Annotated in this window: 12 protein-coding genes and 1 pseudogene; 6 read left to right on the top strand and 7 right to left on the bottom strand. The window is 53.5% G+C overall.

The window, feature by feature from the left end:
• Positions 1 to 3 precede the first annotated feature (3 nt).
• From porN to tpx, 6 genes are all read left to right on the top strand, one after another.
• Positions 4 to 1,143 carry a type IX secretion system ring subunit PorN/GldN gene (gene porN, locus C5O23_RS06695; RefSeq protein WP_107032182.1) on the top strand — a complete coding sequence of 380 codons (1,140 nt, stop codon included), beginning with the start codon at positions 4 to 6 and terminating at the stop codon, positions 1,141 to 1,143.
• Between the two features lie 251 nt (positions 1,144 to 1,394).
• Entirely contained in the window at positions 1,395 to 2,432 is a 1,038-nt protein-coding gene (locus C5O23_RS06690) for a linear amide C-N hydrolase (protein ID WP_161553567.1), read from the top strand.
• A 155-nt stretch (positions 2,433 to 2,587) separates the two neighbouring features.
• Complete coding sequence (locus C5O23_RS06685) at positions 2,588 to 2,908, top strand: T9SS type A sorting domain-containing protein (RefSeq protein ID WP_107032180.1); 321 nt, start codon at positions 2,588 to 2,590, stop codon at positions 2,906 to 2,908.
• Positions 2,908 to 3,870, top strand: a complete 963-nt coding sequence (locus tag C5O23_RS06680; protein ID WP_107032179.1) for a diacylglycerol/lipid kinase family protein — start codon at positions 2,908 to 2,910, stop codon at positions 3,868 to 3,870. Before C5O23_RS06685 ends, C5O23_RS06680 begins: the two co-directional genes overlap by 1 nt.
• Before the next feature lie 101 nt (positions 3,871 to 3,971).
• Positions 3,972 to 5,132 carry a hypothetical protein gene (locus C5O23_RS06675; protein WP_123397906.1) on the top strand — a complete coding sequence of 387 codons (1,161 nt, stop codon included), beginning with the start codon at positions 3,972 to 3,974 and terminating at the stop codon, positions 5,130 to 5,132.
• A 62-nt stretch (positions 5,133 to 5,194) separates the two neighbouring features.
• Positions 5,195 to 5,704 (top strand): thiol peroxidase, encoded by a 510-nt coding sequence (gene tpx / locus C5O23_RS06670; protein ID WP_107032177.1) that lies wholly within the window; start codon positions 5,195 to 5,197, stop codon positions 5,702 to 5,704.
• Positions 5,705 to 5,865: 161 nt separating this feature from the next.
• Here tpx and pelA read toward each other — a convergent pair whose 3' ends face one another.
• The 7 genes and pseudogenes from pelA to C5O23_RS06640 all read right to left on the bottom strand — a co-directional run bounded on the left by pelA (position 5,866) and on the right by C5O23_RS06640 (position 13,810).
• Complete coding sequence (gene pelA, locus C5O23_RS14535) at positions 5,866 to 7,992, bottom strand: pectate lyase (protein ID WP_240597727.1); 2,127 nt, start codon at positions 7,990 to 7,992, stop codon at positions 5,866 to 5,868.
• A gap of 324 nt (positions 7,993 to 8,316) precedes the next feature.
• Positions 8,317 to 8,817 (bottom strand): annotated as a pseudogene (locus C5O23_RS14530) (pectinesterase); the annotation flags it as partial.
• 494 nt (positions 8,818 to 9,311) lie between these two features.
• The gene (locus C5O23_RS06660; RefSeq protein WP_107032175.1) at positions 9,312 to 10,064 is read right to left on the bottom strand and encodes a WecB/TagA/CpsF family glycosyltransferase; all 753 of its coding nucleotides are present in this window, start codon (positions 10,062 to 10,064) and stop codon (positions 9,312 to 9,314) included.
• A complete protein-coding gene (locus C5O23_RS06655) occupies positions 10,054 to 10,431 on the bottom strand; it encodes a cupin domain-containing protein (protein ID WP_240597722.1) in 378 nt (125 codons plus the stop codon). The genes C5O23_RS06660 and C5O23_RS06655 overlap by 11 nt, the downstream gene beginning before the upstream one ends.
• Positions 10,404 to 11,399 (bottom strand): NAD-dependent epimerase/dehydratase family protein, encoded by a 996-nt coding sequence (locus C5O23_RS06650; RefSeq protein ID WP_107032173.1) that lies wholly within the window; start codon positions 11,397 to 11,399, stop codon positions 10,404 to 10,406. Before C5O23_RS06650 ends, C5O23_RS06655 begins: the two co-directional genes overlap by 28 nt.
• Before the next feature lie 9 nt (positions 11,400 to 11,408).
• Complete coding sequence (locus C5O23_RS06645) at positions 11,409 to 12,476, bottom strand: glycosyltransferase family 4 protein (protein ID WP_107032172.1); 1,068 nt, start codon at positions 12,474 to 12,476, stop codon at positions 11,409 to 11,411.
• A gap of 782 nt (positions 12,477 to 13,258) precedes the next feature.
• A complete protein-coding gene (locus C5O23_RS06640; protein WP_107032171.1) occupies positions 13,259 to 13,810 on the bottom strand; it encodes a DJ-1 family glyoxalase III in 552 nt (183 codons plus the stop codon).
• Positions 13,811 to 14,228: the final 418 nt, after the last annotated feature.

The raw sequence follows: 14,228 nt of genomic DNA, 5'->3' as shown, positions 1-14,228 counted from the left end.
TCCATGAAGAAATATCTTCTCACCGCCATAGTAATGTTGATCTCCGCCGCCGCTTTCGCTCAGCAGTCAAGCAGCAGCAGTGTAGTGCGCAGGCGTGGTGCCGATGACCGCAATTCAGCCAAATCGGCCACCGGTGTGACCCAGCGGATGCAGGCCCACTACGAAGACCGGGCCACCTCCGACTCCGAGATGCAGTGGATGCGCGTCATGTACCGTCAGCTCGACCTTAAAAAAGATGAAAACGCCGCCCTCTACTATCCCGACGAGCCGGTTGAAGATCAGGAAAACCTCTTCCGCATCATCATGCGCCACATGGCCTCAGGCAACCTCACCGGCTATGAATACCTTGACGGCCGCGAAGTCTTCTCTGACAACTACAAGGTCAAGATGGCAGATGTTCTTGACCGCTTCCACATACTCCACACCCAGGCCAAGGGTTCAACCGAAAAGAATCCGCGCTTCACTATCGAAGACGCCGATGTGCCCGCCTCGGAAGTCCTGAGTTACTACATCATTGAGCGCTGGGAGTTTGACAAGCGCTCAAACCGCATGCGCACACGCATCGAAGCTCTCTGCCCCGTGCTTCACCGCGACGGCGATTTCGGAGCCGAAGCCATCCGCTACCCCATGTTCTGGGTGCGCTACGCTGATCTCCGCCCCTATCTCTCCACCCAGAACATCTTCACTAACGATGACAACAATCTTGCCACCTGCACCTATGACGACTACTTCCAGCTCGGCCTCTACAAAGGCGAGATCTACAAGACCCGGAATCTGAAAAACAAGTCGCTCATGCAGCTCTACCCCGACCCAGACGCTCTGGCTCATGCGCAGGACAGCATACAGCGTCGACTCGAAACATTCGAAGACAAACTCTGGGTGCCTTCGCTTGAAGAACTCGCAGCACGCCGAGAAGCCGCCGAGAAAGCCGAACTCGCAGCAGCCGGCCAAAACTCCGCAGCAACTGATGCAGCAGCAAGCGAAGCTCCGAAAAAAAAATCAAGCGTCCGGTCGAGCCGTTCGAAACGCGGATCTTCCGAGGCAAGCAAGAAAAGCAAACCGGCTAAAGTCAAAAAAGCCAAAGCACCGAAATCCTCATCATCGTCATCAGCCGTCAGATCGGTCCGTAACCGCAAACGCTGATTCCCACCCGAAGCCCAAGGCAATCCTTGTCTCCAAAAGAACCCTGGATTCCAGCGCCACGGGTCCACCCAAAGCATTTCCCCCCTCCAGTCATTTGACTCCCGCCGGGCGTCTCCCCCACAAAGACCTTTCTCACAGCTTGCCAATTCAAAGGTCCGGAGCGCCAGGCGGGAGTCTTTCTGTAAACAATCCTGCCGCAACGGTTGTTATTCGTGTATATCTCCAACATGCACCCACCAATTTCAACTGTTATGAAGGCTAAATTATTCGCTATGGCACTGGCGCTGACCACCCTGCTTGGCGCACAGCATGCCGAAGGCTGCTCACGAGTGCTCTACGTCGGCTCCGACAGTCTGCGCATCGTAGGCCGTTCACTTGACTGGAAAACACCTATCCCCACAAACATATATGTCTATCCGCGCGGCATAAAAAAAGCCGGCAACTCTCTGCCCGGATCTGTGGAATGGACTTCGAAATACGGCTCTGTCTACGCCGTAAGCTATGAAGGCGGCATCACCGAAGGCATGAATGAAAAAGGACTTGTGGTCAACGGTCTGTTCTGCAAAGGCACCGTCTATGTCAACGACTCGACCCGAAACCGCCCGCCGATGTCGCTTGCCATGTTCCCCGCCTGGATTCTCGATCTCTGCGGGACCACAGACGAAGCCGTGGCGATGCTCGCGCGCCAGAACTTCAACATTTCCGGAGCCACATTTGACGAAGGCACCTCCTCGACACTCCACTGGGGCATCACAGACCCCTCCGGCAAATCGGCAGTGGTGGAGTTTGACCACGGCACAATCAAGATCTATCAGGGCCAGGACATGCGCGTGCTGACCAACGACCCGAATTATCCTGAAATGAACGCCATCAATGACTATTGGGTCAAAAAAGGCGGCTCACACACTCTGCCGGGCACCGTTTCGAGCCCCGACCGCTACGTCCGCGCCGACTTCTTTGACCGGAATGTAGAAAAGACCGGTGACGCAGATCTCGGAGTAGCCATCACACGCTCCATACTGTTCAACGTATCGGTGCCTTACACCTATACCATCCAGGGAGATGGCAACATCAGCTCCACCCAGTGGCGCAGTTTCTCCAACATCCGTGACCGCCTCTACTACTTCGACGTGGTCACCAATCCCGGCCTCTTCTACATCGACCTCAAGAAATGCGACCTCCGTCCCGGAGCCCCGGTAATGAAGCTTGACGTCTCAAAGAGCAAGGACTACATCGGCGATGTAACTCACAAGATGTTCAAGTCCAAACCCTTCACCCCGATGTATTGATCAACACAGAGACACTACTCTATCAACTATAAAAAACACACACTTACTGTTATTAACCCCTCATTCGCATAAGCTCCGGATGAGGGGAATTTTTTGTGTGGTGGATTTTTTTTATTACTTTTGTAATCCATATAGGATAATTTCAACCGGAAAACATGCGAAAACTGCTTGTCATACTGATTCTTGGACTGACATCGCTCCTCTCCGAAGCCGCCGCGCGCTGGGAGACGGTCGATGCGCCTGACCGCATGTTTACTGAAATGCGCTCCGACCCTGAGGCCCAGGCGGAGATGGCCGTCCGCGACAACTTCATCTACATCGCCGCACCGCGCCCCGTCACCGTCAAAGTGTTCACCATTCTCGGTCAGCTTATCTCGCAGACCACACTCCCGGCCGGAATCCACAGACTCCCCATGAGCGCAAAAGGAATCTACATTATTAAAATCGGAAGCTCCACCCGACGTGTAACTATCTGATGCCCAAAGCCCGACTAATTATCAACCCAATTTCCGGAACCAGAAACAAAGCCGGACTTGACCGCATGGTCCTTGACGTTCTCAGCCAGCTGGGCTGGGAGGTAGAGGTAGCATATACCAAAGGCCACGGCGATGCCACACGCCTCGCCCTCTCAGCCATTGAAAAAGGTTGTGACACGGTCATCGCCGCCGGTGGCGACGGAACCATCAACGAAACTGCCGCGGCTCTGTGTGGCACGGGGGTTATTCTCGGCATATTGCCCTGCGGATCGGGCAACGGCCTGGCCAGACATCTCGGCATACCTGTCGACCTTAAGGAAGGGCTGAAAGTCATCATCGAAAACCATGCGATGGAAATAGATTACGCAACCGTCAACGACTGCAAATTTTTCTGCACCTGCGGAGTCGGCTTCGATGCGGCAGTGAGCGCGGCTTTCGCAAAAAAGAAAACACGCGGCAAACTGACCTACATACAGAGCACCTTCCAGACATATGCCAGCTATGAGCCTGAACACTACACCATCATGGCCAACGGAAAGACTCTGACTGAAAAAGCCTTTCTCGTGGCTGTCTGCAACGCTTCCCAGTATGGCAACAACGCCTACATCGCTCCAAGCGCCTCGATCAACGACGGTCTGCTTGATGTCACCATCATCCACGCAGGCAATACCCTGTCAACCGCCCTTGTCGGAGTAGACATGCTCACCGGATTCATAGAGCGCAATATGCTCATCCACACCTTCCGCACCGACAACATAATCATCGAACGCGAGCGCAAAGGAGCCTCGCACGTCGATGGCGAACCAATGGAAATGGACCGCAGACTCTCGATCCGCTGCCACCACAACGGACTGAAGGTTTTCACTCCTACAGTCGTACATCCTTTCAGACCGATTCTCACACCGGTCTCAGCCATGTTCAACGATTTCAGGATCGCTGTCAACAATTTGTTTCAGAAATAACACATTTTATCATAGCGCCGGGTGAACACTACTGCCCGGCGCGACGTTTTTATAATGAACGTCAACTATTGTTTTTTATGAAAGGGATCGCAAGATTGTTAATGGTGTTAACAGCGTCATATCCCTTGGGCATATCCGCCCAGGGGATAGCTGATATTGTCTCAAAACTTGAATCAACAGGTTGCTACGAGTCACAGGCACGCTTCAGCGTCACACTCCCCCAGAGCGAAAACGATGTGGTCTACACCATCAGTCTCGCCTCTGCGCCGGCTCCGGCTGACCCGCTTGCTCCGTGCGACTATCTGACTGACTGGAGCCTTGAGACCCCGACAGGCACAGTCAACGGCTTCTCCGCCTACTTCAACGGCCATCACTACCGCTATCACAACGAACGCCTGCAGGAATACCACATGGAGTGGGACTCGATTCCCTTCATGCCGTCAGCACGCTCGGCCGGAGTGCAGGGAAGCGCCCAGTTCGCCGATCTCTACCCGGCCTTCATAGCCCGCGAACTCCGGAACATGGAAGCAGACCCGCGCTACAGCATCTCGGTAGCCGCTCCGGCAGTCTTCAACGGACGCAAGGCCATAAAGGTATCCACCACTCTTACCGTCAGTGATGTTGTGGCAAGCGAAAAAGACTTCATATTCGATGCAGAGACCATGCTCCCGCTGCGCATCGACACCGAAAGCAACCCCGGACAGATCACCGAGCAGACCATACTCGTCAGCTACAATTATCCGGCTGAGATGCACTGCCCGGAACTGTCAGACAGCTCCATGACAGCCCGCTACCCTGAGATCTTCGAAAAATATCGCGAAAACAACTTCCACATCGAGAATCTCGCAGGTGCTCCGATGCCCACTTTCACACTCCCCACCACTACAGGCGAGCGCTACACCCACCACCGGGGCGAGAAATTCGCGGCACCCACAGTAATAGTCCTCCTCGACCCGACCTCAGGCTTCAACTCCGAGATAGTAGAGGCTGTCCGCGGAGCCGCCGACTCACTCCCGAAGGCCTTAGACATCATCTGGGTCTTCAACTCGACAAACATTGATGCCATCGAAGCCGTGATACCATCCATCCGCCCCGGAGAACATCTGCTGATGAACGGCAAATCGCTGACCCGCGACTGCGGCGTCACCTCTCTGCCGGTGATAATCATGACCGACAGCAACGGCACTGTCAAAAATGTCAACCTCGGACTCAACCGAGAGCTGCGGAATGTTGTTTTACAGACGATGGCCCTTGCCGACTGACAGAGTCACGGCTTTCCGCCTACAATAAACAAACGCAAAACTAAAAAAAACAATACAAAGATATGGAAACCGTATTTTTCAAAGGACAACCCTGCCATACCTGCGGCACCGTTCCGTCAGTAGGCGAAACCGCACCCTGCTTCCACCTCTCAGGTCCGGATCTTTCACAGATGATCTGCACTGATTTTGCCGGAAAGCGCGTTGTGCTCAACATCTTTCCAAGCCTTGACACCGAAGTGTGCGCCATGAGTGTGCGCCGCTTCAACGAAGAAGCAGCCAGACTTGACGATGTGGTGGTCATCTGCGTCTCTATGGACCTGCCTTTCGCAATGGGCCGCTTCTGTACCATCGAGAATATTAAGAACGTGATGTTCGGCTCTGCTTTCCGCTCGCCTCTTTTCGGACAGAAATACGGTGTGCAGCTCGTTGACGGCCCATTGGCCGGACTGCTCACCCGCGCCGTCCTCATCCTCGATGAAAACCGCCGCGTGATCTTCCGCGACCTGGTGGAGGAAATCACTCATGAACCTGACTATGAAGCAGCTCTGAAAGTGCTTTCCGCAAAGGCATAGAAAGCACCGGACCGGCTCTAAAGAGTCAAAAGATATCACCGGGTGACTGTTCAACAGACATCACCCCCAAAAAAGCAATCACTCCCTGCAGCAGTTGATCCGCGCATACAGAGAGTGATTGTTTTTTTCTGTAGATATTACCGGGTGGTCAGGAGACCGCATCAATAGGCCACCACCTGCCAGAGGTCGCGGATGCGCTTTTCTGGATCCCACTTTCCATCAAAAGTCCACCGGGCAGTGACAGCATGAAACTCCGGAGAACCTTCGGCAGACGAGATATTGTCGGCCAACCAGCCGCTGTGACCGCCTTCGCGCACACAGCCGTAGTAGTAGACACGGTGTCCCCAGGGGCAGAGATCGAGATTCTTGCCCTCGGCAAGTTCCGGCTGCCGCTTGTAGGCATGGTCGATATCGGCGTCAATAATGTTGCGCGACATACGGCAATTGAGGATCAGGAACTGCGAATCGTGGTGATAGCGACCGAGAGGCGTAGGCTCCAGGGCGTCGAATTCGGAGTTGGTCACAACGAATTTGTTGTTTATATCTCCGCGTCCGTCATGCCAGAGAATGGCGCGTGTGTCGCCGATAAAACGGCAGCGGGTGGCATAGCAGGTGCCACGCGGACAGATGAAATCCACTCCGGGACAGCGCAGATAGAGATCTGAGTGGTAATAGAGACCACCTCGGCCGTCTTCTCCCTTGCCCCAGAGCGAAAGCGCGTCATTGCCGTCGGAAATAATGTTGCTGTTTATGATTATGGTGCGTGTGGCTTTGCCGAATACGGCAAACTGGTGAGAGGTTGTGTTGGAGACCGTCGTGCCGTAATTATTGATGACCGTGAGGCCGCTTATCAGGCAGTCATCGGCCTTTTCAGTAAGACTGATGATGCCGCGCGGAGCTTTCTCGCCACGGAATTCACTGACCATCACCGAACCCTGGCCTTCGGCACCGACTATGATGCAGCTGTCACGCTGTTCGCCTACAAGAACTATGTTCGGGCGGTCAATGATCACCTTCTGATTGTAGAGGCCCTTGCGCACAAGAATCCTGTAAGGCTCCGAGCCGTTTTCAGGCGCTTTGTCAATGGCTGCCTGAATGCTCTCGCCACGGCTGACTATCGCATCGAAATGCGACTCCCTGACTTTAGGCTGCACTCCGAGGGTGAAAGTTCCGTTCTCGTTGGCACCCTTGGTCCGGAAGCTTATGCTGACCTTGTTCTGCGGATCATAGCGGTCGGCCCACTTGTCATAGAGATCGTAGAGTTCGGCCGGACGGTTGCCGAACCAGGCATAGCCGTTGCGGCGCTCGCTGCCTATATCCTCAAGGCTGCGGCGGGGAATTCCGTCACGGTCACAGACGAAAGGCACACAGTGGTCAAGATCGTAGTAACGCGCCCATATCGGCCCGGCAAGCGAATCAGGGGTGAGTACAGCATTCCACTTGCCGTTCTCCATAACCCTGCGGTAGCGCAGGCCTGTCAGTTTATACTTGTCAAACCAGGCCATAGCGGCATGCACTGCTGCTTTAACCTTTTTGTCAGGATCAGGGATTTCCATGAGCATCCTGACAATCCATGCGCTCTCCTGAGAGCAGTATGACGGCAGTTCATATGCGCGGGCAGGCGCAGGCTTAAGAGTCTCGCGGTCGTGTTGCTGACACCACACTGTCGCCACTCCGTCAGTGACGATCTGGGTTGCGAGAATACATTCCACTCCCTTGTCAAAGGCCTTCTTCATTTTGTTTTTTCTCGTCCGATCGCAAAGATCGCCGCCGAAAGGCTCAATGCCGAGGCGGATGTCGCGCAGCAGCACCATAGTGTTGACCATCGCATCATCATTGTAGGTGATATGAGGCTGATAGTCACGCTGCACGGGCCAGAACTGAGGCCAACCCCCGTTTTTATACTGTCCGGAAAGAAGATAATCCACTCCGGCGCGGAAGCCGGCGCGGTATCTCACATCGCCAGTGGCCTGATAGAGACGGGCGAGATAGATCATTTGGGTTGTGGTCGCGTCATTGTCGGTGGTCGAATCGTAGCGGCGCTCCTTGTTGGCAAGCACGGCGGCTTTTTCCTCCTGAGTCATCGGAGTGACCATGTCGATGTTCTTGGGCCATCCGCCGGTCACACGTTGCCAGAGCAGCACCTGATCACCGATGCGCCGGGCCTCGTCTGAACGGAGAAAATCCTGATCTGTGGTGCGCAAGATGCGTTTGGCATAGCGCGAACCCTTGCCTGTCTCCTTTGCGCCACCGTCAGTGGCGGCGACAGCCTCTCCGAGACCGCCCATGAAGTTCGCGGCCCTCACTGACCAGCAGTCAGCCGAAGAGTCCGGACCGACATTGTAGACTGTGTCTGTGGTGAAAGCCACGACTTTGCCGTGACGACACACGGCATAAAGCAGAGCTTCGCCACTACCGGTCCATCTGAGCTGATTGTTTTTAACATGCACATTCTTTGGCAGTGGCGCGGCAGCTACAGCGGCATCCGGATTCCAGCCGTCGAGCACAGCGGCTTTGGTATATGAGCGTGCTTCGGCATCTGTCAGCACCGGGCTATTTGAGTGCTCCTTTCCCTCGCGGTCAACATAGAGAGAGCGGCGTCCGGAAAGATCGAGAGCCTTGCCTGAGGTGAGGCAGGTGTTGTATTCGGCGAAACGTGCCGGCCAGCCGCCGCTCATGTCGGCCCAGCCGTTATAGCCGCGCTTGTCTTTGGTGATGGGCGAGACATCGACCGTGGTATTGATCCAGATAGCGGTCGGGGTGCCTTTGCCCCAGGGACGTCCGAGATAATATGTGACATCAGGAGTCTCGCTCTTTATGTAGCAGCTGTCCATCACATAGCCATACTTGCGCGGCACAGAGGGCACGGCCAGATAGCCTCCCTGGCCGCACTGCTGGAATGTCACCCCGCCATAATAGACATCTCCCTTGCCGCAGATATAGTCTGTACGGCCGCGGATCACGCCGCCGTCAAAGTAGAAGCGGCCGTCTCTGTTGTTGGAGACGTAGGTATCCTGATAGCCCCAGATGCAGATATTACGGGCTATGGTCTTGTCTGAGCGGTCATGGAGCACGATGTTGCGGCCTGTGTGGTCGGCCATGCCGCTTTTCATGGTCAGATCCTGAAGATAGGTGTCATGGGCGGGATATTCGATGATCAGCACATCGCCCTTGCCTATTCCCTCAAGCGGGCAAGAGGGACCGAAGCCGTTGTCCCACGTGGCAGGAGGAGTGGTGTTGACAAGCACTGTCCCTTCACGGCTCTCGCCGATAATGGAGACATTAGGGGTTTTCAGCCATGAACGCGGGTCGCCATATTCCTTGCCGTCACCGCCGGTGGTTTTTCCTGCTGTCGGGATCACGTAGTCACCGTCCATCAGGAATATGCGGAACCGCGCTGTGGTGTCAGCGCGGTTATTGGCGGCTTCAATAGCCTCGCGGAAAGAACCGTCGCGCGGAACCACGAAGTCATAAAGTTTCTTTCCGGCGGCATCGGCACTGAAAGCAAGAGCCAAAGCCGCCACTAAAGGAAATAATTTCATAAATAAGTAATTCTTAGATTTAGAGATGTTTAATTACAAATGTGAAGACAAATCAGATCCGAACCCTATCTCAGGCTTCTGACCTTACGGCGCTCTTCCCTTATGAGTCTGGGAAGGATGCGGATGAATCCCCAGTATCTGGGAATGTTCTTTTTAGGCTGTTCAAATGCCCTGTAGAGCCACTCCAGCCTCATCCGGAGCATCAGTTTCGGAGCGCGGCGCACCTCTCCCACTCCGGCATTGAAGTTGAAAATGGCGCCATAGCCGAACATCACGCCTCTTTTGAGATGGGGTTTCAGACGGGCCATGAACATCTCCTGCTTGGGAGCTCCGAGGCTCACCCATATGATGTCAGGATTGTCGGCATTGATCATGGCGGCGATCCCTTCATAGTCAAAATCATCGACGCTGCGAAACGGCAGGGTTTCGAAGCGCATACCGGCAATGGCAGGGTCAATCTCCGAGAGATTCTTCCTGAGTCCGTCAAGCACCTCGCGGGTATTGCCGAGGAAGAACTGGCGGAAACGCTTCATCTTTATATATTTGATAAAGATGTCGGCCCCGATGTAGCTGTCGATCGGTTCCTTGTGAATCCATGCAAGTATCTTGGCCAGCACACTTCCGTCACAGTTGTTGACGAGCGCGCCGTTGAGCACTTCAAGGAATTCCGGATTGCGGTTGGCCACGGTCAGATTGTTAGCCTCGACCGAGCAGCTGTAGCCGGTCTCGCCGGTCTCTATGGCCTTGAAGATCTTCCGGTCAAGGGCATCGCGGTCAAACTCGATCCTTACGTTGAAATATTTTTTCTCACTTGTCATAAGCAATCCCTATAGTCATAAATTTCATTTCAGCCAGCGCCTGCAGTTCGTGAAGCGATCCGGCGCCCACAAGGAGATAATCGCCCGGACGGCATTCATAGCTTTGGCCATCGACGGTCATCAGCCCTTCTCCCTCTATGAAGAGATAGTGCTCGTCCATAGTCGGATGACGGTGGCTTCCGGCTTTCTCTCCGGTCCGGAAGGTGGTGACGGCTATCTGGGTGACCGCGCTCCGGGTCTCTCCGGCCGAGAGGAGCACTTTCTTCAGTCCGACCGCATGGGCCGTCGGAGCAGCCTCGATCTCAGACAGACGGCGGTAAACAGTCTTTGCGCCGTCCATCACTTGCCGAGGCGCTGTCTGATCCATTCATACTGCTGGCGCAGTCCGTCCTCAAGGCTGACTTTCGGTTCCCAGCCGAGTATCTCGCGGGCTTTCGAATAGTCGGCGCTGCGGGCCTTGTCGCCCTCCGGCTTTGAGGTGTCGTAAAACGGAGTGATCTCTTTACCGCTGATTCTGACCACAGTCTCGGCAATCTCGGCTATAGAGGTGCACACCGAGGGACCTACCTGAATCCAGCCGTGGCCCCAGCCTTTTTCAAGCGCGAGCATCAGGGCGCTGACCACATCGTCGACATGGATGAACGCGCGGCCCTGCTTGCCGCTGCCCCAGACGTTGAACTCCTCCTCCGGATAGTTGATGGCCTTGCGTATGAGGGCCGGAATCACCTGGCTGCGCGCTCCGAAATCGCAGGGCGAGCCGTAGACATTGTGGAACTGCAGTGTGCAGCACGGAATTCCGGTTTCTTTTTCTATATAACCTATCTCAAGCTGCCCTACGAGTTTGCTCCAGCCATAGGCCGATTCCGGAAGGGCCGGGAAAAGTTCGTCTTCGCGCAGAGGCACTACGTCAAGCGAGTTCTGGCGCGTCAGCGGATAGCTGCATGCCGTGCCGACGTAGATGAGGCCCTTTATCCGGTCCTTTCCGGCCTTGCGCACAGAGTGAAAAAGATTGGTGTTGATCAGATTGTTCTGACGGAAAAGGTCGCCCTGATTGCCGAACACGTAGTCAATGCCGGCCACAATGTCGGCCAGATGGATCACGTATTCATTGGCGCTGACAATCGAGTCGACCTCCGGGCTTTCTTTCGAGAGGTCTATGCAGTGGAAACGTGAGGACGTGTCAATCACCGGCTTACCGTCGGGCCCGTCAAGATATTCAAGTTTCCCTCTCCAGAGATTGTCAATGACTGTCACATCGTGACCTTCGGCAACGAGTCGCTTCACGAGATTGCTGCCTATCATACCGCAGCCGCCGGTAACAAGTATCTTACTCATACATCTGTTTTATTCCTGCCGCAGCAGAGAGTCATAGATCTCTCCAAGCCGGCGGCCTATAGTTTCAATATTAAAATCTTCATTTGCAAGGCGTAGTGACTCCGCCTTCATCCGCTCGCGCAGACCACTGTCTGACATCAGTTGCTCAAGTTGCCCGGCAAGAGCCTCGCAGTCGCCCGGCTCAAAGAGCAGAGCCTCGCGGCCGTCAGTCACGATGTCGGGCAGACCTCCGACAGGAGTGGCCACAACCGGCAACCCGTAGGCCCATGCCTCCAGCACCGCCATAGGGAATCCCTCGGCATAGCTTGGAAGGCAGAACACCGAAGCTTTGCGAAAAAGACGGTCCTTGGTCTCGCCTGCCACCCATCCTGTGAACTCGACCTGAGATGCAATGCCTAATTCTCTGGCCAAAGCATTCGCATGGTAAATCTCACCGCTTCCGGCAAACACCAGTTTCCAGTCAGGGAAACGCGGTGCTATGCGAGCGAAGGCCCTTATCAGTTCCGCATAGCCTTTACGTCTGTTTAGCACTCCGGCGTAAAGTATTCTTCGGTATTCGACTGATGCATCCGCAATGCCGTCCTTGTCGATTTGCGGGCAGGGATTATAAAGGACAGTCATTTTGCCCCGGAGATCAAAGACGGAACCCACAAGCCGTTCCCATGTGGGTGACAGCAACAACAGCCGATCAGATTTTCCGAAGAGTTTCCTGTAGACTTCCTTGTATGAACTTTCGATGGTCGACTGCATATCAAAGGCGTGAAAATGCACCACCACCTTTTTACGGGCAATAAGCGCCAATCGGGCAAACAGCCATTTGCGTCTTGCCGACGGGGGCTCGCTGGTGTGGATATGGACTATCCGACACCAAGGGAGAAAGCAGAGATAATGCGTCATGCCTGCTGCAAGATAAGCAAGCTTGGTCAGCATCGAACCGCTGCGGTGAGTAGGAATCCAGCGGCAACGGTGTTCCCGCCATTGGCGTGTACGCTCATGGGCCATCACCACAGAGGAGATCCCTCCGTGACTATGGCGCGAGGTGGCAAGCACCAATACATCCGGCATTTTGAATTTCATTCCTAAAGATACTCTCGATTAAGAGGTTGCTTAAAAACAATAGTTAAAATCCGAGCAAAAGTCCTGAGGAGAAAAGGCTTAAAAAGCAAACTATGGCATCTGATCAGTGTTAACTGATATTAAAACGCTTTACCCTACACTTATATTGCATGGCAGCAGCAGGTAATCGCACTGAGAGACCGTTTAAAAACAATAGTTAAAATCTGAGTGGTGTATCTTTTAGATAAATTATTGCAAATGAGGAAGGAGCCATATCCACTTCAAAACTTTCGCTCAGATTTTAACTATTGTTTCTAAACGACCTCTGAAAAATTTTGGGGCCGGCTTCATTCACATGGAGCCGGCCCGATGGGTTCAATTGTGTGCTCTGCCTGAGAGCTACACATGGTCAGGATTTAAGGCGATTCTACAGATTCATACCAATTGTGTATTGTTCATCAATTTTCTTTACCTTTCTCTATACCATCATATCTATCATCTTAATATTGCTCTTATCTATCTTCTTTTCTGTAGCCGTTAATCCCGGATGACGAAACCCGAAGGTGTTATCACCCGGCCGCAAATTTACAAAAAGAAACCAATCCACCAAAATAAAATTTCAAATTTTATAATTTTAATTTCGAAACGAAACCACAATCTTACTTCACTAAATCTGCAATCGCAACCATCATTCTGTGTTACAATCAATTAAAAAAAGAAACCCGATCTGTCTGGTGTGACGGATCGGGCTGTAAGACGGCATTCCGGAAAGCTGGAGCCAAGAGGCTATCAAAAAACAACCTCTAAAGCAGCAGTCCGGCAGCTACTTCGTCGGCCTTGGCCTGCGAGTCAAGAGCCTCGATGATTGAAAGCGCGAAAGGAATTGCTGATGACGGCCCGTTGGCGGTGATGACATCGCGGTCCACAACCACACGCTGGTTCTTGTGGCGGGCACCTCCGGCTGCCAGACCTTCCTCGAATCCGGGATAGCAGGTGGCATCATAGCCGTCTATGATTCCGAGCGGCGCGAGCACCACAGCCGGAGCGGCGCAGATAGCAGCAATCTTGCCTCCGCGTTCATGCTGGGCTGAAAGCAGTTCACACACTCGCGCATTGGCAGCCAGATTTGACGCTCCTGGCATACCGCCGGGGCAGATAAGCATCCGCGCTTCCGGCTCACAATCGGCAAGCATCGTATCGGCAGCCACTTCTATGCCGTGGGCGCCTCTTACTGCAAGAGTCTTGTTGATCGACACGGTTTCGACTTCCACTCCGGCACGGCGCAGAAGATCGACAGTGGCAAGGGCTTCGACTTCCTCAAAGCCGTCAGCGAGGAAAAGATAAGTCTTTTTCATAAGCAGCTCTTATTTAGAGGGTGTTTCATAACAATAGTTAAAATCTGAGCGAAAGATTTGAGATGGATATGGCTCTGAATTGAAGGAGCATAGCGAGCTATGTGACTGAAATGAAGAGCCATAGCCACTCAAAGCTTTCGGAGGCGATTGTATTGTTTTTTTGTAAATAGTATATTCCATTTGTGAAAATTTTTAAGTTACCTGAGCCTTGGTGTCTCTTTTGCTAAATTGTTGAAGTTCGTCAGTCGCATAGCTCGCTATGCTTCTTCCTCCCTTGCAACAATTTATCTAAGAGCTTGTTTAAAAACGATTGTTAACAGAAGTGAGTTTTCGGAGAGAAATAACAACAGCTGCGACCATGAGCATTTCGTTGGCTGATTCTGTCGTTTCCTCGTAATTCCTGCACAGCCTTCTGAAG

This window comes from Duncaniella muris (assembly GCF_003024805.1).
In the GTDB taxonomy this organism is placed as follows: Bacteria; Bacteroidota; Bacteroidia; order Bacteroidales; family Muribaculaceae; genus Duncaniella; species Duncaniella muris.
This window is presented reverse-complemented; position numbering and strand designations above follow the sequence as displayed.

What these genes read in the sequence shown, in the direction of transcription:
- C5O23_RS06680 (WP_107032179.1), top strand. Translation starts at nt 2,908, where the DNA reads ATGCCCAAAGCCCGACTAATTATCAACCCAATTTCCGGAACCAGAAAC.
- porN (WP_107032182.1), top strand. Translation starts at nt 4, where the DNA reads ATGAAGAAATATCTTCTCACCGCCATAGTAATGTTGATCTCCGCCGCC.
- tpx (WP_107032177.1), top strand. Translation starts at nt 5,195, where the DNA reads ATGGAAACCGTATTTTTCAAAGGACAACCCTGCCATACCTGCGGCACC.
- C5O23_RS06655 (WP_240597722.1), bottom strand. Translation starts at nt 10,431, where the DNA reads ATGGATCAGACAGCGCCTCGGCAAGTGATGGACGGCGCAAAGACTGTT.
- C5O23_RS06685 (WP_107032180.1), top strand. Translation starts at nt 2,588, where the DNA reads ATGCGAAAACTGCTTGTCATACTGATTCTTGGACTGACATCGCTCCTC.
- C5O23_RS06660 (WP_107032175.1), bottom strand. Translation starts at nt 10,064, where the DNA reads ATGACAAGTGAGAAAAAATATTTCAACGTAAGGATCGAGTTTGACCGC.
- C5O23_RS06645 (WP_107032172.1), bottom strand. Translation starts at nt 12,476, where the DNA reads ATGAAATTCAAAATGCCGGATGTATTGGTGCTTGCCACCTCGCGCCAT.
- C5O23_RS06650 (WP_107032173.1), bottom strand. Translation starts at nt 11,399, where the DNA reads ATGAGTAAGATACTTGTTACCGGCGGCTGCGGTATGATAGGCAGCAAT.
- C5O23_RS06690 (WP_161553567.1), top strand. Translation starts at nt 1,395, where the DNA reads ATGAAGGCTAAATTATTCGCTATGGCACTGGCGCTGACCACCCTGCTT.
- pelA (WP_240597727.1), bottom strand. Translation starts at nt 7,992, where the DNA reads ATGGGCGGTCTCGGAGAGGCTGTCGCCGCCACTGACGGTGGCGCAAAG.
- C5O23_RS06675 (WP_123397906.1), top strand. Translation starts at nt 3,972, where the DNA reads ATGGTGTTAACAGCGTCATATCCCTTGGGCATATCCGCCCAGGGGATA.
- C5O23_RS06640 (WP_107032171.1), bottom strand. Translation starts at nt 13,810, where the DNA reads ATGAAAAAGACTTATCTTTTCCTCGCTGACGGCTTTGAGGAAGTCGAA.